18 protein-coding genes are annotated in these 23,464 nt (G+C 43.1%); 12 read left to right on the top strand and 6 right to left on the bottom strand.

Annotation, left to right across the window (positions count from 1 at the left end):
- Window positions 1-7 precede the first annotated feature (7 nt).
- Window positions 8-823: a DUF3426 domain-containing protein gene (locus tag PSV17_RS06175; protein ID WP_300480701.1), complete on the top strand. Its 816-nt coding sequence runs from the start codon at window positions 8-10 to the stop codon at window positions 821-823.
- A gap of 138 nt (window positions 824-961) precedes the next feature.
- Window positions 962-1,033: a pyrroloquinoline quinone precursor peptide PqqA gene (pqqA, locus tag PSV17_RS06170; RefSeq protein ID WP_012777389.1), complete on the top strand. Its 72-nt coding sequence runs from the start codon at window positions 962-964 to the stop codon at window positions 1,031-1,033.
- 112 nt (window positions 1,034-1,145) lie between these two features.
- Here pqqA and PSV17_RS06165 read toward each other — a convergent pair whose 3' ends face one another.
- The gene (locus PSV17_RS06165; protein WP_300480699.1) at window positions 1,146-2,048 is read right to left on the bottom strand and encodes a hydrogen peroxide-inducible genes activator; all 903 of its coding nucleotides are present in this window, start codon (window positions 2,046-2,048) and stop codon (window positions 1,146-1,148) included.
- Window positions 2,049-2,294: 246 nt separating this feature from the next.
- Here PSV17_RS06165 and PSV17_RS06160 point away from each other — a divergent pair, with 246 nt between their 5' ends.
- Window positions 2,295-3,731 carry a catalase gene (locus tag PSV17_RS06160; RefSeq protein ID WP_300480698.1) on the top strand — a complete coding sequence of 479 codons (1,437 nt, stop codon included), beginning with the start codon at window positions 2,295-2,297 and terminating at the stop codon, window positions 3,729-3,731.
- Between the two features lie 184 nt (window positions 3,732-3,915).
- Window positions 3,916-4,080, top strand: a complete 165-nt coding sequence (locus tag PSV17_RS06155; protein WP_300480697.1) for a rubredoxin — start codon at window positions 3,916-3,918, stop codon at window positions 4,078-4,080.
- Window positions 4,081-4,126: 46 nt separating this feature from the next.
- Here the strand turns inward: PSV17_RS06155 and PSV17_RS06150 are convergent, their stop codons facing one another.
- Together PSV17_RS06150 and PSV17_RS06145 are read right to left on the bottom strand one after the other, a co-directional pair.
- Complete coding sequence (locus tag PSV17_RS06150; RefSeq protein WP_300480695.1) at window positions 4,127-4,981, bottom strand: transglutaminase family protein; 855 nt, start codon at window positions 4,979-4,981, stop codon at window positions 4,127-4,129.
- A gap of 18 nt (window positions 4,982-4,999) precedes the next feature.
- On the bottom strand, window positions 5,000-5,797 hold the full coding sequence (locus PSV17_RS06145; RefSeq protein ID WP_300480693.1) for a transglutaminase family protein: 798 nt from the start codon (window positions 5,795-5,797) through the stop codon (window positions 5,000-5,002).
- Window positions 5,798-6,176: 379 nt separating this feature from the next.
- Here PSV17_RS06145 and PSV17_RS06140 point away from each other — a divergent pair, with 379 nt between their 5' ends.
- From PSV17_RS06140 to ppc, 6 genes are all read left to right on the top strand, one after another.
- Entirely contained in the window at window positions 6,177-7,616 is a 1,440-nt protein-coding gene (locus PSV17_RS06140; RefSeq protein WP_300480691.1) for a circularly permuted type 2 ATP-grasp protein, read from the top strand.
- Window positions 7,610-8,620: an alpha-E domain-containing protein gene (locus PSV17_RS06135; protein WP_300480689.1), complete on the top strand. Its 1,011-nt coding sequence runs from the start codon at window positions 7,610-7,612 to the stop codon at window positions 8,618-8,620. Before PSV17_RS06140 ends, PSV17_RS06135 begins: the two co-directional genes overlap by 7 nt.
- A 65-nt stretch (window positions 8,621-8,685) precedes the next feature.
- On the top strand, window positions 8,686-9,513 hold the full coding sequence (locus tag PSV17_RS06130) for a transglutaminase family protein (protein WP_300480688.1): 828 nt from the start codon (window positions 8,686-8,688) through the stop codon (window positions 9,511-9,513).
- 59 nt (window positions 9,514-9,572) lie between these two features.
- Window positions 9,573-10,805, top strand: a complete 1,233-nt coding sequence (locus PSV17_RS06125) for a hypothetical protein (protein WP_300480686.1) — start codon at window positions 9,573-9,575, stop codon at window positions 10,803-10,805.
- A gap of 39 nt (window positions 10,806-10,844) precedes the next feature.
- The gene (locus PSV17_RS06120) at window positions 10,845-14,219 is read left to right on the top strand and encodes a transglutaminase family protein (RefSeq protein ID WP_300480685.1); all 3,375 of its coding nucleotides are present in this window, start codon (window positions 10,845-10,847) and stop codon (window positions 14,217-14,219) included.
- Window positions 14,220-14,275: 56 nt separating this feature from the next.
- Window positions 14,276-17,071, top strand: coding sequence for a phosphoenolpyruvate carboxylase (gene ppc, locus PSV17_RS06115; RefSeq protein WP_300480683.1), 2,796 nt, complete (start codon window positions 14,276-14,278; stop codon window positions 17,069-17,071).
- A gap of 29 nt (window positions 17,072-17,100) precedes the next feature.
- Here the strand turns inward: ppc and PSV17_RS06110 are convergent, their stop codons facing one another.
- The gene (locus PSV17_RS06110; protein ID WP_300480682.1) at window positions 17,101-17,820 is read right to left on the bottom strand and encodes a Crp/Fnr family transcriptional regulator; all 720 of its coding nucleotides are present in this window, start codon (window positions 17,818-17,820) and stop codon (window positions 17,101-17,103) included.
- A gap of 303 nt (window positions 17,821-18,123) precedes the next feature.
- Here PSV17_RS06110 and PSV17_RS06105 point away from each other — a divergent pair, with 303 nt between their 5' ends.
- Both PSV17_RS06105 and PSV17_RS06100 read left to right on the top strand, forming a co-directional pair.
- Window positions 18,124-18,975 carry a GGDEF domain-containing protein gene (locus PSV17_RS06105; RefSeq protein ID WP_300480680.1) on the top strand — a complete coding sequence of 284 codons (852 nt, stop codon included), beginning with the start codon at window positions 18,124-18,126 and terminating at the stop codon, window positions 18,973-18,975.
- Window positions 18,976-19,176: 201 nt separating this feature from the next.
- Window positions 19,177-19,842, top strand: a complete 666-nt coding sequence (locus PSV17_RS06100; protein WP_300480678.1) for a PEP-CTERM sorting domain-containing protein — start codon at window positions 19,177-19,179, stop codon at window positions 19,840-19,842.
- Between the two features lie 7 nt (window positions 19,843-19,849).
- Here the strand turns inward: PSV17_RS06100 and PSV17_RS06095 are convergent, their stop codons facing one another.
- Together PSV17_RS06095 and PSV17_RS06090 are read right to left on the bottom strand one after the other, a co-directional pair.
- Complete coding sequence (locus tag PSV17_RS06095; protein ID WP_300480676.1) at window positions 19,850-20,746, bottom strand: transglutaminase family protein; 897 nt, start codon at window positions 20,744-20,746, stop codon at window positions 19,850-19,852.
- 9 nt (window positions 20,747-20,755) lie between these two features.
- On the bottom strand, window positions 20,756-23,344 hold the full coding sequence (locus tag PSV17_RS06090; protein WP_300480674.1) for a circularly permuted type 2 ATP-grasp protein: 2,589 nt from the start codon (window positions 23,342-23,344) through the stop codon (window positions 20,756-20,758).
- Window positions 23,345-23,464 lie beyond the last annotated feature (120 nt).

The following is a 23,464-nucleotide window of genomic DNA, read 5'->3' as shown; positions in this document are numbered from 1 at the left end:
GTGGAAAATGAGCAACATCACTAATTGCCCTAATTGCCAAACGCAATTTATTGTTACTGATGATCAATTAAACCAACACAATGGCAAAGTACGTTGCGGCCATTGTTTAAATGTATTTGATGCAAAAATAGAGTTGGTGAACATTACCGAGTCTGAAGCTGATATTAAAGAAGGCACTGATTTAGCCAGTATCAAGACAGTGAATCCGGCTGAAGTTACACAGAATGAACAGCAAGAAAGTCCCCAAGTAAGTAGCGAAGACAGTGAGATTGTGCAAGATGTTGTTTTACAACACAGTCAAGCAAATTACTTTGAAGCGATTGACCACAAAGCCAAATCTAAAAGTCGTTTATCTAATTGGTTATTAAGTCTGTTAGCCATTATTCTATTTCTCGCAGCTCTGGCACAAAGCCTCTATTATTGGCGTAGTGATATTGCTATTTACTATCCAAAACTCAAACCTTTGCTTACTCAACTATGCGAGAAAATTTCTTGTAATATTCAGCTCCCTAAGAAAATTGAATTTATCATCATTGATGATTCAGACATGCGAGAAGATGAAGCCCACGAAGGTTTTGTCCACTTTTCTACCACTTTGATAAATCAAGCTGCATTCAATCAAACTTACCCGAATATTGAGCTGACCCTAACCGATATTGAGGACAAACCTAAATTTAGACGCATATTCACTCCTGCAGAGTATCTGCCTGAGCATACTGATATTACTCGTGGCTTGCCTGCGGGCGCTGAAATCAAAGTTAAATTAGCACTGACTGCTCAAGATAAAGCTGTGGCTGGTTATCGACTTTCCGTGAGTTATTAAATTAGCCTCAAAACCTATTCTAATGAAAATCATTAGTCTAATTTAATTGCTTTACATAGCTAGTAATTGCAACCGCAATGTATTATGTAAGTCATAGATTATGTATTACTTAATTAATTAACTTACAGGAGAATTATTATGTGGACAACACCAGCAGCTACTGAAATGCGTTTCGGTTTCGAAGTTACAATGTACGTAATGAACAAATAATTGTTCTTTATTACGGAAAAGGCGCCTTAGGCGCCTTTTTTATTGCCTTTGATTTACCGCGTCAATAAGTCGGACTCTTACTAAGTAAGTATGCTCATTGAAGTTTATATACTTACTCAATCAACAGCATGTAATTTGAATCAATTGCTTTAATCGCCTCAGCAATTTTTTCTACCGCTTCTAATCTCATAAAGCTCTTACGCCACGCAATCGCTATACGTCTTGTTGGCGCTGGGCGGGCAAATGGAATTACTTTAATCAGTGGGTTATTGTAGCGTTCTGCTGTGGCCGAGCAAGGCAATACGGTAATACCTAGGTTGGAAGCCACCATATTACGAATAGTTTCTAAAGAATTACCCTGCAAAACCTCTCCCTTACGTGAGAGTTCTGGGCATGCCTGCGTAACTTGGTTGCTAAAACAATGGCCACTATTTAGTAACAGTACTTTTTCATCTGCCAACTCTTCGGGTTTAATATGTTTACGATTTGCCCAGTGATGATCGCTTGGTATGACTACATCAAACTCTTCATCGTATAAAGCACGATATTGCAAGCCAGGGATATTAAATGGCAAGGCAATAATGGCCGCATCAATAATGCCATTACGTAATTGCACTTCTAAATTAGCCGTTAAGTTTTCTTCCACTTCCAAAGGCATATCTGGTGCGCTATTGCGTAATATCGGAATAATCTCGGGTAATAAATATGGCCCTACTGAATGTATCATGCCCAGTTTTAATGTACCCTTTAGCTGATTCTTACCGAGTTCTGCTAACTGCTTAATGTAGGCGGTTTCTTCTAAAACTTTTGAGGCTTGCTCCACTATTTTTTCGCCAATTTCAGTCATACTGACTTCGCTTCTGCTACGCTCAAAAATAATCACATTCAGCTCTTCTTCAAGTTTTTTAATCGCCATACTAAGCGCAGGTTGCGAGACAAAACACTTTTCCGCAGCACGCCTAAAGTTGCGCTCTTGCGCCACAGCTACAATAAATTTTAATTCTGTTAGACTCATTTAAGCTCAATATCCTCAGTTTTTTTCATCATACATTGATAAATTATATTTATCAATGCCATTGAAACATACAATTATACATATCAATTATCACCCTATAGAATGGCTACACACATCGCTAGTGATGACGGTGATTAAGGAGTAAAAAATGTTAAAAATAATGATTGAATCTAATAGACAAGACCTGATAGAACTACTCGCCAACTTTGCAGCAAATAATTAATCATATTAATAAGGAGAAATCTCGTGAGCATTAAAAAGAAATTGACTACCGCAGCTGGCGCACCAGTGCCAGATAACCAAAATACCATGACAGCTGGACCGCGTGGACCAGTATTATTGCAAGATGTATGGATGTTAGAGAAACTTGCGCATTTTAACCGAGAGGTGATTCCAGAACGCCGTATGCACGCTAAAGGCTCAGGTGCATATGGTACTTTTACTGTGACTAATGATATTAGCCAATACACGCGTGCGAAAATATTCTCACAAGTCGGTAAAAAAACTGAATTGTTTGCACGCTTTACTACCGTAGCTGGGGAGCGTGGCGCTGCAGATGCCGAGCGTGACATTCGCGGCTTTTCAGTAAAGTTCTATACTGAAGAAGGTAACTGGGATTTAGCTGGTAATAACACACCCGTATTCTTTTTACGCGATCCTCTTAAGTTTCCAGATTTAAACCATGCAGTAAAACGTGACCCCCGCACTAACATGCGTAGTGCAGAAAACAACTGGGATTTCTGGACATCATTACCTGAGGCCTTGCACCAAGTCACCATTGTGATGAGCGACCGTGGCATACCAGCAAGTTATCGTCACATGCATGGTTTTGGTAGCCATACATTTAGTTTGATTAATGCTAACAATGAGCGTTATTGGGTGAAATTTCACTTTACTTCCCAACAGGGTATAAAGAATTTAACTGATGCGGAAGCAGAAGCTATTGTGGGTAAAGACCGTGAAAGTCATCAGCGCGATTTGTTTGATAGTATTGAAAATGGTGATTATCCAAAATGGACACTTGCTGTACAAATCATGCCTGAGAAAGATGCAGGCTCTTACTCTCTAAATCCATTTGATTTAACCAAAGTTTGGCCACATAAAGACTACCCATTGACTGAAGTGGGCGTGATGGAACTTAACCGTAACCCTCAAAACTTCTTTGCTGAAGTTGAGCAGTCTGCCTTTAACCCAGCGGCAGTCGTACCTGGTATTAGCTTCTCGCCAGACAAGATGTTGCAAGCGCGTTTGTTTGCTTACGGTGATGCACAGCGATACAGATTAGGGGTGAATCATCATCAAATACCTGTTAATGCGCCTAAATGTCCAGTTCATAGCTATCATCGTGATGGTGCGATGCGCACCGATGGCAACCATGGTTCAACCATTGGTTATGAGCCAAACACTAAAGGCGAATGGCAAGAGCAACCAGATTTCAGTGAGCCTCCATTAGCCATTGAGGGCAAGGCAGATCATTGGAATCATCGCGTGGACGAGGACTACTATTCTCAACCTGGCAATTTGTTCCGTTTAATGACGCCTGCCGAACAGCAAGTGTTGTTTGAAAATACAGCTCGCTCTATTGGTGGCGCTTCTGTTGAAATTCAAAAACGTCATATTGCCAACTGCTCTAAAGCAGACCCAGCATATGGTGCTGGTATAGCTAAGGCTTTAGGCTTGTAAGTTAGCTATCTTTTAGCAAATCTAAACTTGCTATTCAAAGCCCGTACTTGAAACTATTATCAAGTACGGGCTTTTTATTTAATCAGCTTTTATTTGAAAAGTTTCCTGTAAGGCTTTAAGCTAGCAAACGACAAAATAGTAAGACTTCAATCTCAAAGCTTTAAAGCTTAATAATGGAAAAATCATGAAAATGTGGCAATGTGTAGTATGCGGATTTGTATATGAAGAAGAAAAAGGGTGGCCTGAAGATGGTATTGCACCCGGCACGCGCTGGGAAGACGTACCTGCTGATTGGTCATGCCCTGAATGCGGTGTTTCTAAAGCAGAATTTGAAATGGTTGAATTTTAAGTAGTAAATCGGCTGGCATTGCCTACTTAATGCTAAATGTGTATCGCTAAAGCAGCAAATTAACCTGCACGTTTACTAGCATCGTAGTGGCCATTAAGCCCAGTCCAGTAAAGCTACCAGAAATTGGTGGAACTGATTCTGGATTGCGCGCAACAGCTACCGCAATATGGTGGTTACCCGTAATCTCTCCTGAAGTAGGGTCGAATCCTTTCCAACCAGTGCCGGGCAAATATACTTCAGCCCATGCGTGGGTGGTTGCGTTTCCAGCTTCTGTTGCTGGGGCATGTAAGTAGCCACTGACAAATCGACTCGCTAACCCCAAACACCGACATGCTTCAATAAAGAGCGTCGCGTAATCTCTACAAGATCCGCTCCGTTGTGAAAGGGTTTGCGAAGGCGATTGCACCCCCGCTTCTTCTCGCATTTGGTAACGAAAATTTTTGCTAATATTTTGATTTAAATTGATTAACAAGCTAAAAGTTTGCATGCCAATTAAGTTTTGTTGTTGCAACCAAGTGTTTACGACTTGTTGGTCGTTGTAAAAGCTGCTTTGTTGAAAACTTGCCAAATCCGCTTGTTCATCTAAAGCATAACTAAATGGATATTGAGAAGCATAGCTTTCTAACATGGGGTCAAAAAGTGCCTGATCATAGTGTTCAATAATGACCTCACTAGCGATAGTGAGCTTATTTGAAGGCTCTAAGAAATTGACAATGGCCAGAGAGTTATCAAATACATCCCGCTGCCATTTAATATTATAACTAGGCGAAATTTCTAATTTTGAAGACTCAATACGGACGTCATGGCCTACTCTTGGTCGCAGTAAAAGCTTATGTTGATTCAACGTTACCTGCGCTGGGAAGGTATATTCGGTCAGATGTTTAATGCGTAATCTTTGCATGCTTAAATTAAATAGCCCTTAGGTAGGTGCTGCATCTAACATCTTCACACTCACCGACATGGCTAGTGGAAATAGCGCTGGGCCAAATTGGTTAAATATCGCAACATCCGCTGCATCGCGCCCATAAGCCACAGTAACACGACCTCCGATAGGATGCGGTTGTGTTGGATCAAAGGTATACCAGCGTCCACCAACGTATGCCTCAAACCATGCATGAAAATCCATAGGCTTTAACCCATGCAAGTAACCCACCACCATACGCGCAGGAATACACAAACCTCTACAAAGTGCGATGCCCAAATGCGCCAACTCACGACATACGCCTTCACGCTGCTGATTCACTTCTACCGCAGAAAGCTGAAAGTGCATGGAGTCTGAATTAAACTTAATATTGTTCTGTATCCAAGCCACGATGGTAGCGACTTGGTCATAACCGGGCGCCACGCCAGCAACTAGCTCCTGACCTAAATCGATAAAGCGATCTGACTCACAATAGCGCGTAGGTAACAGGTAAGTAAGCACTTCGTTAGGCAGATTCTGCACTTCATCAAACGGCGCGCCAGCACAAACATCGATGTTGTCTGCGGTCATAATGTCAGCAGAAGTATGAATTGAAAATTCACCTTGTGGCGCGATTAAGCGCTGACAAAGATTGCCATAGTTATCGGTATACTCAACCACTGGTACGCTCGGATTTAGCGTATACGACTCGCGTGCTATCCATTGATTAACACCGCTGCGCGGCCTAAGCATCAAAATGAACGGTGTTGGTATAGCAACGTCAAAAGTAATATCGCATTGGGTATGTAGCCACATAGTTGTCTCCTTTTTATTATTCTAAGCAATCTATGGTTAAGCATCTGTTAACGAAGCCACATATCTAAAGAAATTACCCAGAAGATACAGCAACAATTGTACCAAAAGCTAATTTTTTTAAGTTTGACCAGTCTACTTCACCTAATTAGCCTGAAATAGGCTACAGAGTTTACGTTGAGGGAAATTTGATGAAATTACGCACTAACAAAACACTTTGCTCAGTTAGGTATGCACCAAACCAGCGCATCTGTTAAAGTGGACTTAATAACACCTATTGCTTATGCAATTAATTTAATTAGGAACAGCTCTGGAAAGCGCATTCAATATAGAGATTGATAATTTTTGTATGAGTTGGCACGGCCCTTGCAAGTAATGACTTATGGCTTCTATTGATTATAAAAATAAACTGCTCACGGCATTTGATGAATCTGTAGATTCAAAAAAAGGCGTTAGACAAGTTTACGCGCCTTATGCTAAGTGGTTAGGTGGCAAAGACTTTTCTCAACTTGCGCAAAAATCTCGCGATGCTGAACTATTGTTTCGACGAGTTGGCATCACATTTGCGGTTTATGGCGAAGAAGAAGGCGCTGAGCGCTTGATTCCATTTGACGTAATCCCCCGAATTTTAGCCGCAAGTGAATGGGCAAAGCTCTCCGCAGGCGCTTGCCAACGTGTGCGGGCACTTAATATGTTTTTGAATGACATCTATCACGGCCAAGACATTATTAAAGCTGGCATCATGCCTGACAGCATACTGACCAACGAAATGTACAGGCCAGAGATGCAAGGGGTAGACGTGCCGGGCGGCGTGTATGCACATATCGCAGGCATTGATATTGTGCGCACCGAAGCGGATACATTTTATGTATTAGAAGATAACTTACGAACGCCTTCTGGTGTTTCATACATGCTGGAAGATCGTCGCATGATGATGCGATTATTCCCTGAACTTTTCAGACAATATCCTATTTCACCCGTTGAACATTATCCGCAACTTCTGCTTGAAAACCTTAGAGCAGTTGCGCCCCGTGGCGCAACCAGTAACCCTACCGTAGTACTAATGACGCCTGGTGCATACAACAGCGCCTACTTTGAGCATGCCTTTCTTGCACAACAAATGGGCATTGAGCTAGTTGAAGGTCGCGATATGTTTGTGAAAGACAATGCTGTTTTCATGCGCACCACCGAAGGGCCTAAAAAGATTGATGTGATTTATCGCCGTATAGACGATGACTTTATTGACCCATTGGCATTCAGGCAAGACTCCATGTTGGGTGTACCTGGGTTGGTTTCAGTCTATCGTAATGGCGGTGTAGCGTTAGCGAATGCCATCGGCACAGGCGTAGCTGATGACAAAGCAACTTATACCTATGTGCCTGAAATGATTAAGTTTTATTTGGGTGAGGAGCCGATTTTGTCAAATGTTCCAACCTATAAGCTCAGTAAGGAAGACGATAGAAAATATGTGTTAGATCACCTTGCTGAATTGGTGGTTAAAGAAGTGCAAGGCTCTGGTGGCTATGGCATGCTCGTTGGCCCTACCTCAAGCAAAGCGCAAATTGAAGAATTTAGATTACGTATTATTGCGGACCCTGATAATTACATTGCCCAACCTACATTAGCACTTTCTACTTGTCCAACCATGGTTGAGCAAGGCGTGGCGCCACGCCATGTAGATTTGCGCCCTTATGTCTTAACAGGTAAAACAACCTCAGTCGTGCCTGGCGCATTGTGTCGTGTGGCAATGAATGAAGGGTCTTTAGTGGTTAACTCATCGCAAGGTGGCGGCACTAAAGATACATGGGTGTTGCAATGCTAAGTCGCACCGCTGATCACCTTTATTGGATGGCTCGTTATATTGAACGTGCAGAAAACATGGCGCGTATGCTGGAAGTTACTTATCGCATGTCGCTAGTACAAAATGCCGCTCAAAGTGAGGCGGCGCTTTGGGTGCCATTGCTACATATTTCTGACACCAAAGAAGATTTTCATAAAGCTTATGATGAAGTCACCGCGCACAATGTGATTTACTACATTGCAATGGACAGTCGCAATTTGTCGAGTATTTACAATTGCCTACGTGCTGCGCGCGAAAATGCACATGCCGTGCGTGTAGCCATGTCTTCCGAAATGTGGGAAAACATTAATAGCTTATGGCTAGAGTTTCAGCAAATGGACAAAAAGCTAATTTTAGAAAGCGGCTTGTCAGAATTTTGTGATTGGGTGAAATCACGCTCACATCTGTTCCGCGGCGTGACTTACGGCACGATGTTGCGTGATGATGGCTTCAGATTCACACGTTTGGGTGGGTTTATCGAACGCGCTGACGACATGGCGCGCCTGCTTGATGTGAAATATCACCTATTGTTACCTTCAGCCAGCGATGTGGGCGGCGCAGTAGATTATTACGAATGGAGCGCACTGCTACGTTCTGCCAGTGCTTATGAAGCCTATTTAAAAGTGTATCGCGATGCAGTGATGCCTTTGCGTGTCGCTGAACTTCTGGTGTTACGTCAAGACATGCCGCGATCGCTGCACGCATGTATGAATGAACTTACGACAATACTTGACCAACTCACGGGCGATGCGGGTCGCGAATGCAAACGTTTAGCGGGTGAAATGCATTCAAGTTTGCATTACGGTCGTATTGAAGATATTTTCAGAGGCGGGTTGCATGAGTTTTTAGAAGCATTCCTCAGGCAGAACAATCGCCTCGGTATTGAGATTCAGCGCACTTATTTGAATGCGCCATTAGTCAACGAACCTGAAAAAGTGAATGTAGTGGGAGGTCAAACGCAAAGCCAAAGCAAAGTATCAGCCTAATTTGAAATTAATGATTAGGCTTAACTATTCGCCGTAAAGATAAACTTATAAGTGGGGAGATCGCGATGAAGTTTAATATTGAACACCATACCCGCTTCGCATTCAACAAGCTTGTTGGGTATACCATACAGCAATTACGCCTCACACCTCAAGATGGCTTTGGTCAGCGCGTGAACAACTGGCAATTGAAGGTAAGCGGGCTATCATCCACTCAGACTGATGCTTTTGGCAATATCACACACACCTTGGTGAAGGATGCACCACATCAAGAAATTATGATTATCGCTACGGGTGAAGTAGAAACTGATCTTGATAGCTCCGAAGATTTGTTAGAAACAAATAAAATTAAACACGATGACTTGGCGCTACCTATTTACTTGAGAAATACCTCACTCACTATAGCCAATGAAGCCATTATTAAGTTTGCGCAAAATATAGCATCACAGCATGACACTATTAACCAAAACTTATTAACAGCATTAATGGATGGCGTTTCTCAAACTATTAAGTGGGATAAAACCACTGCTGAAAATCAACAATCAGCGATTTCAACTTTTGCTGCTGGCAAAGCATTAAGTCAGGGTATGACGCATCTATTTATTAGTTGTTGCAGGGCTTTAAAGATTCCCGCGCGATTAGTACATGGCTACTGTTTTAACCCCGCAACTAAACAAATTGAAAACCATAGCTGGGCGGATGCTTGGCTGCTAGAAACTGGCTGGCAAAGCTTCGATATAGCCAATAATATGCCGTCAAACGGCATACATATTAGGCTAGCCACTGGTCTGGATTACCGTGATGCATGCCCGGTAAGCAGCGTGATGCATGACATTGCCAACGATAAAATGTCGGTAGATTTTAAAGTGCATGAAATTTCGCAAATGCAGCAATAACTAAGTCTTTCAATTTTCTAGCAATTAGCCATAATTATTTTTACATTTCGGAAATCCTAATGAACTCACTGCAATACCAACGCCACGGCGACAAGGTTAATTCACCTTGGTTTGAAGAGTTTCTACCCAAACTATTGGAAGATAGAGATCGCATCGGCTTGACTGACATGGTGCATGAAATTGACGCCATGATGATTACTGTTGAGCCGGGTTGCTCGGTGGCTTACATCAGCGAGTTGGCGTTAATGACGCCTTACCACTACTTAGTCACGCTAGAATCAGAATCACATTGGACGCATATTTTACGTATCGATATGAATTCACCAGACATTTTGGTGCGCGAAGTACGCGACCCCAATACGCATGGTATTTTCCGCAGTTTGAATGAGGTTTACCCGATAGGCGCGCACAAGCCAAACTCGCGCTATATGGGCGAAATCTTCCGGGTAACTAATCAGCATGAAGTGGTTGAGCTACAAAAAGCCCGCGAGATTCGCTTTTTCAATCAAGATCAAATTCGCAAGTTAGAACTACCTGGCAATATGTCTATCGTCAAACCATCGCCCTACACCCACAATATTGTGGGTTATTGGGAGCGACCAGTCGGTGATATTCGTATTTATGCGCTTGGCGTAAGTGTGATTCATCAAGATGTGAATCGCGGATATCTTGAAGCCAAAGACACGCAAGCCAAACTAGGTTTGGATAAGTTAATTTTACCAATTGACCACTTAGCAACGCGTATTTACAGCCAAAATCGTGAGGTGGCAATACTTGAGTATCTCACGCTTTCCAGCTATTACTACTGGGGCTCATACGATATTGCCAGCCAAAACTCTTCAACCAATGTGACTAAAAGCGCGCACTATAATAATGAGCAAAAAAGCCCTGCAAAAGTTTTCACGGCGGCTAATCATCCTTACTTCGTTAATCACTTAGTCGGCTTACCGTCACCAACTGAAAACTTTGTGCGTAATTATGGTCCGCGTTTGCACCACATTGCACTGGGCGTGGCAGATGGCGAAACCAATGGTCAGATTAATATTGATTACGTGGTCGATGTGATTAGAGAAAAAGGTAAAGACTTTTTATTAGATGTGATTGGCTCACGCGAAGAAGGCCTAAAACAAATTTTCTCCAGCGCCTCAGAACACTCCTCACTCATCATTGAATATGTACAACGCTTTGGCGATTTTGATGGATTCTTCACCAAACAGAACGTGGCTGAATTAACTAAAGCAGCTGGTGTTGAAGAGAGCTTACGTTTATTACAAGCTGAAAGTGCTAGCTAGCATCACAATAATGACGACTCAACAGAAGGTGACACATTAATGACTATTCGAGTCGCGCTACACCATAAAACAGCTTATCACTATGATAACCCTGTGCAACTTACTCCGCATGTTTTCCGTCTTCGGCCAGCGGCGCACTCGCGCACGCCTGTGAGCGCTTACTCACTTAAAATATTACCTGAGAATCATTTTATTAGTTGGCAGCAAGATCCATTTGGCAATTATCTTGCGCGCGTGGTTTTTCCAGAAAAATCTACCGTGCTTTCTATTGAAGTGGATTTGATTGCTGAAATGACGGTGATTAATCCTTTCGATTTCTTCTTGGAAGAATACGCAGAGAATTATCCGTTTGCTTATCCAGAGCAGTTACTTAAAGAGCTTGCGCCCTACTTAGAAGTGCGCGAACAAGGGCCTTCGCTCAAAGCGTGGTTAGCAGAAATTGACGTTGGTAAAAAAGCCATTGTAGATTTTCTGGTGTACTTAAATCAGCGCGTTAATCAAACGGTCAATTACTCTATTCGCATGGAAGTAGGCGTGCAAACATGTGAAGAAACCTTAGACAAAAGATTAGGTTCTTGTCGTGATTCTGCTTGGTTGCTAGTGCAAGCCATGCGCCACATGGGCTTAGCCGCTCGATTCGTTTCTGGCTATTTGGTGCAGCTCACGGCTGATGTTAAATCTTTGGATGGCCCATCTGGTACCGAAGTTGACTTTACCGACTTGCATGCATGGGCTGAAGTGTATATTCCCGGCGCAGGTTGGATAGGCTTAGATGCAACTTCTGGCTTATTGGCTGGTGAAGGTCATATCCCACTCGCTTGCACGGCTGATTATGTCAGCGCAGCCCCTGTGACTGGCGGCTATACAGGTCAAGCCAATATCGAATTTAGTTTTAGCAATAATGTCACCCGTATTCACGAAGATCCGCGCGTCACCAAACCTTATAGCGAACAGCAATGGGTAGAGATTAATGCGCTAGGTCAAAAGATAGATGTTGAATTAGAAGCAGGAGATGTGCGCCTCACCATGGGTGGCGAACCGACTTTTATCTCTATCGATAATATGGATGCGCCAGAATGGAATATTGATGCTGATGGTGTGGAAAAACGTCAATTAGCTGGTCAGTTAGTCAGACGTTTACGCGATAGCTTTGCACCAGGCGGTTTGCTGTATTTTGGACAAGGAAAATGGTACCCGGGCGAAGCGCTACCTCGTTGGCAACTCGCCTGCTTTTGGCGTAAAGATGGCAAACCCGTTTGGCGTAACCCTGAGCTTTTAGCCGATGAAAACAAAGACTATGGCTTAAATCAAACACAAGCTGACACCTTCATTCGCGACCTAGCAAAACGACTAGGTCTGAAAGGCAGCCATATTTGTGCGGGTTATGAAGACCCGCTTTACTACTTATTAGCTGAAGGCTTATTACCAAACAATCTAAACCCACTCAAATCAGACCTTAAAGATGATTTAGAGCGCAAGCGCCTGACAAAAGTGCTCACGGGAGATTTAGGCGCGCCAGTTGGCTATTTACTTCCACTGCATTGGAGTCACCAGCGCAACGCTTGGAGCAGCAGCGCTTGGGAATTTAGACGTGGAGAAATGTTTCTAGCGCCGGGCGATTCCGCTATGGGATTGCGCCTGCCATTAAGCTCATTGCCTTGGATAGCCTTTGAAGACCGCGACCACGAACATGAGCGTAGCTTGTATGAAGCGGTAGAGCCACTAGCGGATATTGATTCTGAAGTTAGCCGCCGTTATAGCAAATTCACCAAAGAGAATATGCATAGAAACGAGATGGGCGTGGTGGATGACGGTGTTGATGTTGAAGCTGATGAAGAAGCACCGCCAGCAGACCCAGAATTTACGCCGCATACAGCCTTGTGCGTAGAAACCAGAGGCGGACGCTTGCATGTCTTTCTACCGCCCACCAATAAGTTAGAACATTATTTAGACATCATTGCCTCCATTGAAGCCACCTCTAGCACCTTAAACATGCCTGTGGTGATTGAAGGTTATCAACCGCCTCACGACTTACGCTTAACTCGCTTACCTGTCACGCCAGACCCTGGTGTGATTGAAGTTAACATTCACCCAGCCGCCAGTTGGGATGCTTTGGTTAACAACACAACGATATTGTATGAACAAGCACGTTTAACCAGACTAGGCTCTGAGAAATTCATGCTGGATGGCCGTCATACTGGCACGGGAGGCGGTAATCACGTCACGCTGGGTGGAATTACGCCAGCGGATAGCCCCATTTTGCGCCGCCCTGATTTGCTACGCAGCTTAATAACGTATTGGCAGCATCACCCTTCATTGTCATACCTGTTTTCAGGTTTGTTTATTGGCCCAACTAGCCAAGCACCGCGCGTTGATGAAGCGCGTAATGATAGCTTGTACGAGTTAGAAATCGCCTTTCAACAAATGCCAGATGGTGAAGTACCCGCGCCGTGGTTGGTAGATCGCTTATTACGCAATTTGCTTGTGGATATGACGGGCAATACGCATCGCAGTGAATTCTGTATTGATAAGCTCTATGCGCCGGGCTCAGATACTGGTCGACTTGGCTTATTAGAACTCCGTGCTTTTGAAATGCCACCGCATGCGCATATGAGCTTGGTGCAAATATTGCTACTACGCGCTTTAGTGGCAAGATTTTGGAAAGAGCCCTACAAAAAACCACTGGTACGTTGGGGCACACAGTTACATGACCGCTTTATGCTGCCGCACTTTATTGAACGCGATATTGAAGATGTCGCGCAAGATTTACAAGCTGCTGGCTATGCATTTTCTAAAGATTGGTTTGCGCCGTTTATTGAATTCCGCTTTCCACGTTGCGGCACATTAGAAATTCAAGACTTACAACTTGAACTCAGAACCGCAATTGAGCCTTGGCATGTATTAGGTGAGGAAATCACTAGCGGCGGCACAGCTAGATATGTCGATTCTTCGGTTGAACGCCTGCAAGTTAAACTCACTGGCATTACAGGTGAACGCTATGTAATTACCTGCAACGGTCGCCGCTTGCCGCTACGTGACACTGGCACACAAGGTGAAATGGTCGCAGGGGTACGTTACCGCGCTTGGAACCCACCTTCTGCATTGCACCCAAGCATAGGCGTGCAAGCACCGCTGGTGTTTGATGTGATCGACACATGGAATGGCCGCTCTGTTGGCGGTTGTACTTATCATGTCACGCATCCGGGAGGTCGTAACTATGACACCTTGCCAGTCAATGCTTATGAAGCTGAAGGCCGCCGCGTAAGCCGTTTTACCGTTCTTGAACATACACCAGGCACAATTAAATCGCCGAAGGATGCCGCTAATATAGCGGTGAAACAAATGGAACCGCCCACTGAGTTAAATAACCGTGACTATCCATTTACGTTAGATTTAAGGTGGCATGCGAATTAGAGATTGCACTCTAAATAAGTGAGCCATTGAACATGCTTGGTTTTAGGAATTGAAAAATGAATGCACCGAAGACCGCGGCTGAAACCGCGCTTAAAGAAAATATTCGTTACCTTGGGCGCATTCTCGGCGAGGTGATTAAAGATAACGAAGGCGAAAAAACTTTTGAAACCATAGAGGCGATTCGTCAGTCTGCCGTTAAATTTCATCGCGAAGGTGACCAGGAGTTTACACAAAAATTAGATGGCTTATTAAAAGAGCTCACGAACAGCCAAACCATTTCAGTGGCAAGAGCGTTTAGTTACTTTAAACACTTGGTCAATATTGCTGAAGACCTTTACAGCAACTACCAATATCGAATGGAAGAAAGCGTTGAAGCGCCAGGCGGCGTGGCAAACTCTATCCGATCTTTCAAAGATGAGAAGTTAACCTTAAAACAAATTGATGATTTTTTTAAATCAGCATTAATCTCACCAGTGTTAACCGCACACCCAACCGAAGTGCAAAGAAAAAGCCTGTTAGACACGGAACAAGTCATTTCATCATTGCTCGCCAATAAAGCGCAACTGATGTCGCGCCAAGAAACCGAAAAAAACTCGCGTATGCTCTACGCCGCCGTAACGGCTTTGTGGCAAACCAGAATGTTGCGCTTTGACAAACTCACGGTTAATAATGAAATTGACAATGCGCTTTCTTATTACCGCTTGAGTTTGCTCGATGCCATACCTGAGCTATTGCAAGATTTAGAACAAGACATAGGCGATTTATTTGGTAAAACTGGCACCGAGCGTTACCAATTACCAAGCTTTTTGCAAATGGGCAGTTGGATTGGCGGTGACCGTGATGGCAACCCCAATGTAAACGCCGCTACCTTAGACACTGCAACAGTACAGCAAGCAACCGTAGCATTTGAACATTATTTACGCGAAATCAGCAGCTTGCATAAAGAGCTAACGCCCACCACGCGCTTAGTGAACGTTTCACAAGAGTTATTAGATTTAGCTAGCACTTCGCAAGACCAATCTCCACACCGACAAGATGAACCTTATCGGCTTGCCATCATGGCGGTCATGGGGCGCTTGTCACTCAGCTTTCAAAATTTAATCGGTAGCGAAGCCAGCCTGCATATCGAAACCAACGTAGCCGAAAATCTAAAACCTTATACTAGTGCAGATGAGTTGCTAGCTGACCTTAATATTATTGCCAATTCATTGATTAAAAATCATGGTGAATTGCTGGTGTACCCAAGGCTGGGCAAGCTGATTAAGGCAGTTGAAACCTTTGGTTTTCATTTAGCCACCATCGATTTAAGACAAAGCTCAGACGTGCATGAAGCCGTGTTAAAAGAGCTGTTTGTGAATGCTGGCTATAGTTTTGACTATGCAGCGCTCACGGAGACAGAAAAAGTAAATATTCTGCTAGAAGAGCTCAGGCAGCCACGTTTGTTGTACTCACCTTTTCAACAATATTCAGACTTGCTCCAAACAGAAATGAATGTAATGAGAAAAGCGCGAGAAGTTCGTGCAAAATTTGGCAGTCGCACGGTGCGCCACTATATTATTTCGCATACCGAAACGATGTCTGACCTGCTTGAAGTGGCTTTGCTACAAAAAGAAGCAGGCTTATTGCGTGGTGCATGGGGTTCATCCAGCGTAGAGATGGAACTCAATATCGTCCCGCTATTTGAAACCATTGAAGATTTACGCAATGCGCCAAAAATCATGAGTGAATGGTTAAGCTTGCTAGGCATTCGCCATTTAATTCGCCACCAAGGCAATGAGCAAGAAATCATGCTCGGCTATTCCGACAGCAACAAAGACGGCGGCTTCTTAACCTCAAACTGGGAGTTATACAAAGCCGAAGTCTATTTAGTTGAGCTATTCAGTCAGGCAGACGTGAGATTGCGTTTATTCCACGGCCGTGGCGGCGCAGTTGGTCGTGGCGGCGGGCCAACTTATCAGGCGATTATGGCGCAACCGCTGGGCACAGTTGCAGGGCAAATACGCTTAACGGAACAAGGTGAAATTATCGCCAATAAATTTTCAGACCCCAAAGTGGCAAGGCGCAATTTAGAGGCATTTATAGCCGCAACCATAGATGCTTCGCTATTTCCGCAAGATCAGTTGCCCCAAACGCAGCGTAGAGCTTATGAAATGTTAATGGATCAACTCTCAGCCAGCGCCATGCACGCTTACCGAGATTTGGTTTATGAAACGCCAAGATTTGCCGAATACTTTTTCAGCTCAACGCCCATTTCAGAAATTGCCGATTTAAACCTAGGCAGCCGCCCTGCATCGCGTAAATCCACCCAACGCATTGAAGACTTACGCGCAATACCATGGGGTTTCTCATGGGGGCAATGCCGATTACTACTGCCGGGTTGGTACGGCTTTGGCAGCGCCATTAATAACTATTTAAGCGCAAGCAAAGATGAAACCGACAGAAATCAACGCATAGAAGTATTAAGAGACATGCTCACCGCTTGGCCTTTATTCAAAACGCTCATCTCAAATATGGACATGATGCTAGCAAAAACAGACCTTAACATAGCCGCCTGTTATTCTGAATTAGTTCAGGATGAAATTCTAAGAAACTCCGTGTTTGAACGCATTCAAAGAGAGCATGCACTCACTAACCAAGCACTTAATTTAATTTTACAAAGTACCGAACGCCTAGCCAATAACCCAACATTGGCTAACTCAATCAAAAACCGCCTCCCCTACCTAGACCCGCTAAATCACCTACAAGTCGCACTCATTAAACGCCATAGAAGCGGTGAAACCGACGTGCTAGTGAAACGCGCGATTCATTTAACAATTAATGGTATTGCGGCGGGTTTGCGTAATACGGGTTGAGTGATTTTTATATCAAAAAAAAACATTAACTAGGCTGGCAGCAAACGTGCGTATTCTTTTGCAACTGCAGAATAACATTCACATACGCGTTCTTCTAGTTTGGGACGATCCAGCACTGTTATACGGCCGCGAGTGTAGGTAATTAACCCTACTTTTTGCAATTTACCAGCGGCCTCGGTCACGCTTTCTCTGCGTACACCTAGTAACCTAGCAATTAAGCTCTGAGTGATTAACATTTTATCATCGTGCAATCTATCTAAGCTCATTAGTAGCCAGCGGCTAAGTTGCTGATCTATTGTGTGATGTTGGTTACAAACGGCTGTTTGAGAGGTTTGCGCAATCAAGGCTTGCGTGTAAAGCAAAGCAATTTGTTGCAGTTGGCCGCCTAAGGAAAATTCTCGTTTCAGAATTTTTCTACTGAGGCGATAAGCATAGCCTGCGCACTGAACCTCTGTGCTACTTGGCATGCTATCTCCACCCATATAGACTGAAATACCGATCATCCCTTCGTTGCCCACAATCGCTATTTCACTTGATGAGCCATCTTCTAAATCGTAAATAAGTGAAACGATTCCACTAATTGGAAAGTGAATATATTTCACGTGGTCGCCCGCTTCAGCAAGCTTCCATCCAAGCGGCATTTCTACTAGCTCTAAGTCAGAAATAATACGTTGGTAATCAGACTTATTTAGTGCTGCAAGTATTTTATTTTGCAGAGGATCATGAGGTAATTTAGGTGATATTGACATCAGTAAAATCTTATTTAGAGGATTAAATCAAAAAGATGTATAACTAGATTGTGCTTTAAAGGTCGCCAAGAACTAGTTAAATAAGTAAAGTTTTAGTGTAATAAAACTGTTGTTAAGTATACATGACCCTCTAATTTCTCATTAAGAATACTAGATTGTGATGATTAGATAGTTAGCTAAAGGCTTTGTAGGTAAATGAGCTCATTTGCCTTATGCTTGTATAACACTTGAACCATTTAAACGTATTTGCAATCTGAATTAAACTCACTCTTAACTACTTAAAACTCGGATATTTCTCAGCACATGAAAAAAAATAAAGCTTCAGATGTATCTAATCCAAATAAAAAAACAATTTCCTTGTCTAAGGTTTTGAAAAAGAGTGAGCTTATAAAAGACAATGTGACGAATTGTGTCGAGGAGCTCTCTTCAGTCAACGAAGTACTTAAGCAAGAATTAGCAAATCAAGAGACGAATTTAGAAGTAGAAAATGCTATTGAAAAGAGTGATGCTGTTAAAGATAAAGTAGAGGATGTCGCTGAACAACTAACCATTGTTAATGAAGCGCTTGCAGAAGAAATTGTAGAGCGAGAGCGATTAGAAGATCAGTTAATCGAGGTTAAGGCTCAAGGAGATTCTGATCGCCACGATGCACTGCATGACACATTAACAGGTCTGCCTAATCGCGCTCTGTTTACTGATAGGCTAGAACATGCACTGGCGCAGGCTAATCGATATCACTGGACTTTAGCAGTGATGTTTTTGGACCTTGATAAATTTAAAGAAATTAATGATATTTATGGACATGGTGTCGGAGATACCTTGTTGCAAACCATATCTAAACGTTTGTTAGATGTAACGCGTGAAGATGACACAGTTAGCCGGCATGGGGGTGATGAGTTTCTTTATTTGTTAATGCAAATGGAAAGTAAAAGCGATATTGATTTAATTGCCCATAAAATCATTAACTCAATTCAGCAACCTTGTCGTTTAGCAGGGCAGGATATAGTGATCAATCCTAGTATTGGCATATCCATTTATCCTAAAGATGGAAACTCTTCGGAAGAGTTGATTAACTCTGCAGATAAAGCCATGTATCAAGCTAAGCTAAAGAAAATTGGATTCGCTTATGCGGAAGATAACCCGTTGAAAAATTAGAATAAACTAATAATTAAAACTCACCTTCACAATCCACTGAGTTTATTGTATTAGCAAATTTAGCAGCGTAAACTTAGAACAATGATAAATATTGTATTTTGCCGATATTGGTTAAAACGCAATATTTACTCATTAAGCTTTATGTATTTAGCAATGTTTTCTAACATCTCTAAATAAGTGGATTTCTGAAAGGAGTTCCCCATGAAAAAGGCTTTTTCTAAGTTTATCAAAACAATCCTTCCCCTCGGCTTTATCCTTCTCACAATGTTTCCTAGTCTAGCTAAGGCTAACTATATATACAGTTACACTGGAAACCCGTTTCTAGAAACTTACCATGTAATGACTCAGATCGATGACGTCCAATGGGAAATGGTGGGCTATACAGATGAAATTTCATTAGGGATCGAGATTCAGACTGTTGGACTTTTAACTACCAGCTCGAGTATCGACAATATAACTTCACTGAAAATTTTTACTACAAGCTTAACAAACCCCACAGAGTTGATTTATCCTGGGCCAACTCCCGATGAATTCAATCCACAAGTAGGCGGATATCTAAATATAGGTAGTTTTAGTGCAGATGGACTGCCAAGCACTTGGAATATCAATCTAAATCGATTTGCATTTTACGGTGGACGCGGCCATTTTATTGATATGAGCTCATCAAATCTTAGTGATAGCATTAATGGTTATGATGAACCATTTGTCACATTCGAAGGAGAACACAGAGGTCAGCCAGGTTCTTGGAAAGTCTCAGTGAGCCCTGTTCCTGAACCTGAAACTTATGGCATGCTCATATTAGGTCTTGGGGTTGTAGGGTTTGTAACACGGAGACGTAATCAAGTAATCAAAAACCCTATAAGGTAAATTAGGCTTACGAATCTAAACACTCTACATGCACCGAAACATCTAACTCGTGCTGTTGGCCGCCAAATATCACGCCTTTTAGTGGGGTAATATCGGCATAATCCCTTCCCCAGCCCAGCGTGATGTGTTTGGTGCTGGGCATTTGGTTATTGGTGGGGTCAAAATCTACCCAGCCTTGTTCGGGCACGTAGACTGAAAACCAAGCATGTGAGGCATCTGCGCCAATCAACTTGGTTTTGCCCGCGGGTGGTATGGTTTCTATGTAGCCACTCACATAGCGTGCGGCTAATCCTAATGAACGTAAGCAGCCAATTGCAAGGTGTGCAAAATCCTGACAAACCCCTCTTCTGTGCTCTAATACAGTGGCCAGCGGCGTGGCGAGGGTGGTAAAGTCTGGATCAAAGGTAAAGTCCTTATAAATACGTTGCATTAAGTCATTCACCGCATCTGTGATTAACCTGCCCTTTGTGAAAGAAGGTTGCGCGTATTCCGCCAGCTCTGCACTTACAGCCACCAATGGTGAATTTAGTGTGTATTGACGGGCATCTAACATTTCTGCAGATTGTGCTAAAAAATACTGCTGTTGCGCTAACATGTCCCGCACTTCTTCCCACTTATACCCCTGATAAAAGTCTAGTTGGGTTGGGTTTTCTTGTAGCTGTACTTCGCTTATTGCGGTAATAGTGAAAACATTATGTGCTTGCTGCATAGAAAAATGCGCCACAGGATTACCAAAAAAGTCTTCGCGAATACGAAAGTCTGCCGCGTAAGGTTCTATATCCAGCGTGGATGAAATCACTTGTTGATTCTTACAGTTTCTTGGCATTAAGCGGGCTTCGCTGTATGACAGAGAAACTTTATTGGTGTAATCGTACTTAGTGATATGAGTGATTTTATAGTGCATGTGATTTTGCTAAACTGGCCTGACTTCGTTGAGAGAATGTTGTAGCTGCCCGTGTTTGAAATAGGTAACAGTAATGCTGTCGGATAAGGTGGCGATTAAATAATACAAACGGCTTAGTGTTTGATCTAAATTCTCACGCACATGCGCCTGTGTAGTTTTAATCAAGTCGTTAATATTGGTTAGATCTAACAGACTACACGCTTCTAATATGAGACGTTCTTCTACACTAAGCTGTGCGTTGCTTTGTTTTCGCGGCATTTTGTTCACGTGTTCTTGAATGCGACTAAATTGGTAGGCCAAAGAGCGTGGATTATTTTTATCTAACATCAGCAATTCGATAAATGAAGGTAGCTCTATGCTATTGCGATAATGCTCACGGTAGCAAATCAGGTTATCGCTGGTTTCCAGCAATGATTCCATTAAAAGTTGTTCTGTGCCTGAAGCTTGCGCGGTAGAGAAGCTACTTCGTAATAGTGAAATTAGCAGTAATGCGCGCTCTAGGCGACGGCCAATATCTAAAAATAGCCAACCGTTACCACGTGTCATGCTTTCCATAATCAAGCCGCTGAATGCTGATAATGCGGTGATTAATCCATCCATGTGCTCTTGAATATTCCACAATGTAGATTCTGTGAGTTGCTGGGATTGTTCTAAGTGGGACTTAATGTCGTCCATTACCCGCCAAGTATCCGATGACCACAAATTACGCACGGTATAACCCGCTTGCACCAAACTACGCTGATTATTGGCAATGCTACCGACTTTTTCTTCATCTAACATTAATGCCAACAATTCGCCATCTGGTGTTTGCAGTAATGCGGTGGCTTCTTTAGTTGCATCACCCAAAAAACCTGGGTAAGTATTGGTAATGTTAGTTAAGCTACGCAACATCGTGTGCAAACTATGCTGAAAATACACATTACTATTATCTGGATTGATATAAAGTTTTTTAACTGTCGTGCGAAGCAGGCGAATGCTACCTTCTGTACGTTCGGCATAACGCCCCACCCAAAATAAATTTTCGGCAACGCGGCTTGAAAGCGTGCTGGAGTAACTGTTACTATTTAATTCATTATGCTTACTTGCTGCAGGACTGTTTTGTTGCGTGGTATTGCCACCCACTATCCAGGTATCTTTACTCATTGCGCCTAGCTGATTTGAAACCAGCACATCTTCTGTTTGCGCCGCGCTGCGTGTGAGGCTGCCAGGCATGAGCTTATAACCACCTTCTTGGGCAACCATAAAACAGCGCATCAATGACTGACGCGGCTCTAAATGACCATCCACCAATGAGGGCGCGGTAGAGAAAATTTCATGTTCTTGCCCGACAAAAAATGCTGGGTTGGCACGAATACGGTCGCGCCAATAAGTGATTTGTTGGTGATTCAACTGAATACCAAAAACCGAGGTAACAGCGCCACGGCAAATATGTTTAATGACCAATTTATTTAGATTATTAAGCACATAATCTAGCTCTTTGGGCTGACCGCACCACCATGTGGCGGCACTAGGCAAACGCAGTGGTTTGCCTAAAAAGTATTGTGCTATTTTTGGTAAAAATGGCAATAAACCTGGGCTTTCTAATACGCCGCTGCCTAAAGGGTTTGCAATCGTCACATTGCCTCTGCGCGCTACTTCTAACAGGCCTGGAATACCTAAACGTGAATCATCACGCAACTCTAGTGGATCACAAAATACATCGTCCATACGGCGCATAATCACATCTACGCGCTGCAAACCATTCAGTGATTTCAACCAAACAAAGCCATCACGCACGGTTAAGTCATCCCCTTGAACCAAAGGATAGCCTAAATGTGAAGCTAAATAAGCATGTTCAAAGAAGGTTTCATTAAACGGCCCCGGTGTAAGTACAACTACTCTTGGCGCATCTGAATTTTGCGGTGCAATTTCTTGCATACCATGACGCAACGATTGAAAAAAGCCATCCAAGCGTTGTACTTGTGTGTCACGAAAAATATTGGGAAAAACACGCGACATTGCCAGCCTGTTTTCCAAAGCATATCCAGCCCCAGAAGGCGCTTGGGTGCGGTCGCCAATGACCCACATACGATTATCAGGACCGCGGGCTAAGTCTGCCGCATAAAGCACTAATTGATGTTTACCTGGTATTTTAATTTTGTCACAAGCGCGTAAAAAACCGCTGTGGTTATACAACATCTCAATCGGTAACAAGCCTTGTCGAATAAGCTCGCGCGGCCCGTAAATGTCCGCCAAAATTAGGTTAAGAAGCTCTGCACGCTCAAGCAGACCAAGCTCAATCTCGCGCCACTCTTCATTCGCAAGTAGCAATGGAACGGAATCTAGCTGCCAAGGCCTACTGCTGCCATCAGGGTCACCATACACATTGTAAGTGACGCCGTTCTCACGGAGTAACTTGTGAATTTCATTCTGCCTTAAACTTACTTCAGTTGACCCTAATTTTTGTAAGGCTTGAATATAATATGACCAATGCGGGCGAACCTTGCCTGATTGATCAAGCATTTCATCCAATTTGCTTGCGCCTGCGGAATAGCCAGCCGTATTACCTAGCCAAGAATTAACTTTAGAAGCTTGTGAATTTTGATTTGAAGTTGCCATGTGTAGTCTCAAAAACCTAAGCACATTTTAAGCTTAAATTCGGCTCAGCGGTTAAGTTGCATTAATAGAAACAAGTTTTAACAAATAAAATCCTAGAATCACCTAAATGAAGCTTGATTT

Origin of the sequence: Methylotenera sp., assembly GCF_029946165.1 — a bacterium.
Lineage (GTDB): Bacteria > Pseudomonadota > Gammaproteobacteria > Burkholderiales > Methylophilaceae > Methylotenera.
This window is presented reverse-complemented; position numbering and strand designations above follow the sequence as displayed.

Bases quoted from the DNA above. Each gene is read 5' to 3' on its own strand.
- PSV17_RS06175 (WP_300480701.1), top strand. From the start codon at position 8: ATGAGCAACATCACTAATTGCCCTAATTGCCAAACGCAATTTATTGTT.
- PSV17_RS06165 (WP_300480699.1), bottom strand. From the start codon at position 2,048: ATGAGTCTAACAGAATTAAAATTTATTGTAGCTGTGGCGCAAGAGCGC.
- PSV17_RS06155 (WP_300480697.1), top strand. From the start codon at position 3,916: ATGAAAATGTGGCAATGTGTAGTATGCGGATTTGTATATGAAGAAGAA.
- PSV17_RS06150 (WP_300480695.1), bottom strand. From the start codon at position 4,981: ATGCAAAGATTACGCATTAAACATCTGACCGAATATACCTTCCCAGCG.
- PSV17_RS06145 (WP_300480693.1), bottom strand. From the start codon at position 5,797: ATGTGGCTACATACCCAATGCGATATTACTTTTGACGTTGCTATACCA.
- PSV17_RS06140 (WP_300480691.1), top strand. From the start codon at position 6,177: ATGGCTTCTATTGATTATAAAAATAAACTGCTCACGGCATTTGATGAA.
- PSV17_RS06135 (WP_300480689.1), top strand. From the start codon at position 7,610: ATGCTAAGTCGCACCGCTGATCACCTTTATTGGATGGCTCGTTATATT.
- PSV17_RS06130 (WP_300480688.1), top strand. From the start codon at position 8,686: ATGAAGTTTAATATTGAACACCATACCCGCTTCGCATTCAACAAGCTT.
- PSV17_RS06125 (WP_300480686.1), top strand. From the start codon at position 9,573: ATGAACTCACTGCAATACCAACGCCACGGCGACAAGGTTAATTCACCT.
- PSV17_RS06120 (WP_300480685.1), top strand. From the start codon at position 10,845: ATGACTATTCGAGTCGCGCTACACCATAAAACAGCTTATCACTATGAT.
- ppc (WP_300480683.1), top strand. From the start codon at position 14,276: ATGAATGCACCGAAGACCGCGGCTGAAACCGCGCTTAAAGAAAATATT.
- PSV17_RS06110 (WP_300480682.1), bottom strand. From the start codon at position 17,820: ATGTCAATATCACCTAAATTACCTCATGATCCTCTGCAAAATAAAATA.
- PSV17_RS06105 (WP_300480680.1), top strand. From the start codon at position 18,124: ATGAAAAAAAATAAAGCTTCAGATGTATCTAATCCAAATAAAAAAACA.
- PSV17_RS06100 (WP_300480678.1), top strand. From the start codon at position 19,177: ATGAAAAAGGCTTTTTCTAAGTTTATCAAAACAATCCTTCCCCTCGGC.
- PSV17_RS06095 (WP_300480676.1), bottom strand. From the start codon at position 20,746: ATGCACTATAAAATCACTCATATCACTAAGTACGATTACACCAATAAA.
- PSV17_RS06090 (WP_300480674.1), bottom strand. From the start codon at position 23,344: ATGGCAACTTCAAATCAAAATTCACAAGCTTCTAAAGTTAATTCTTGG.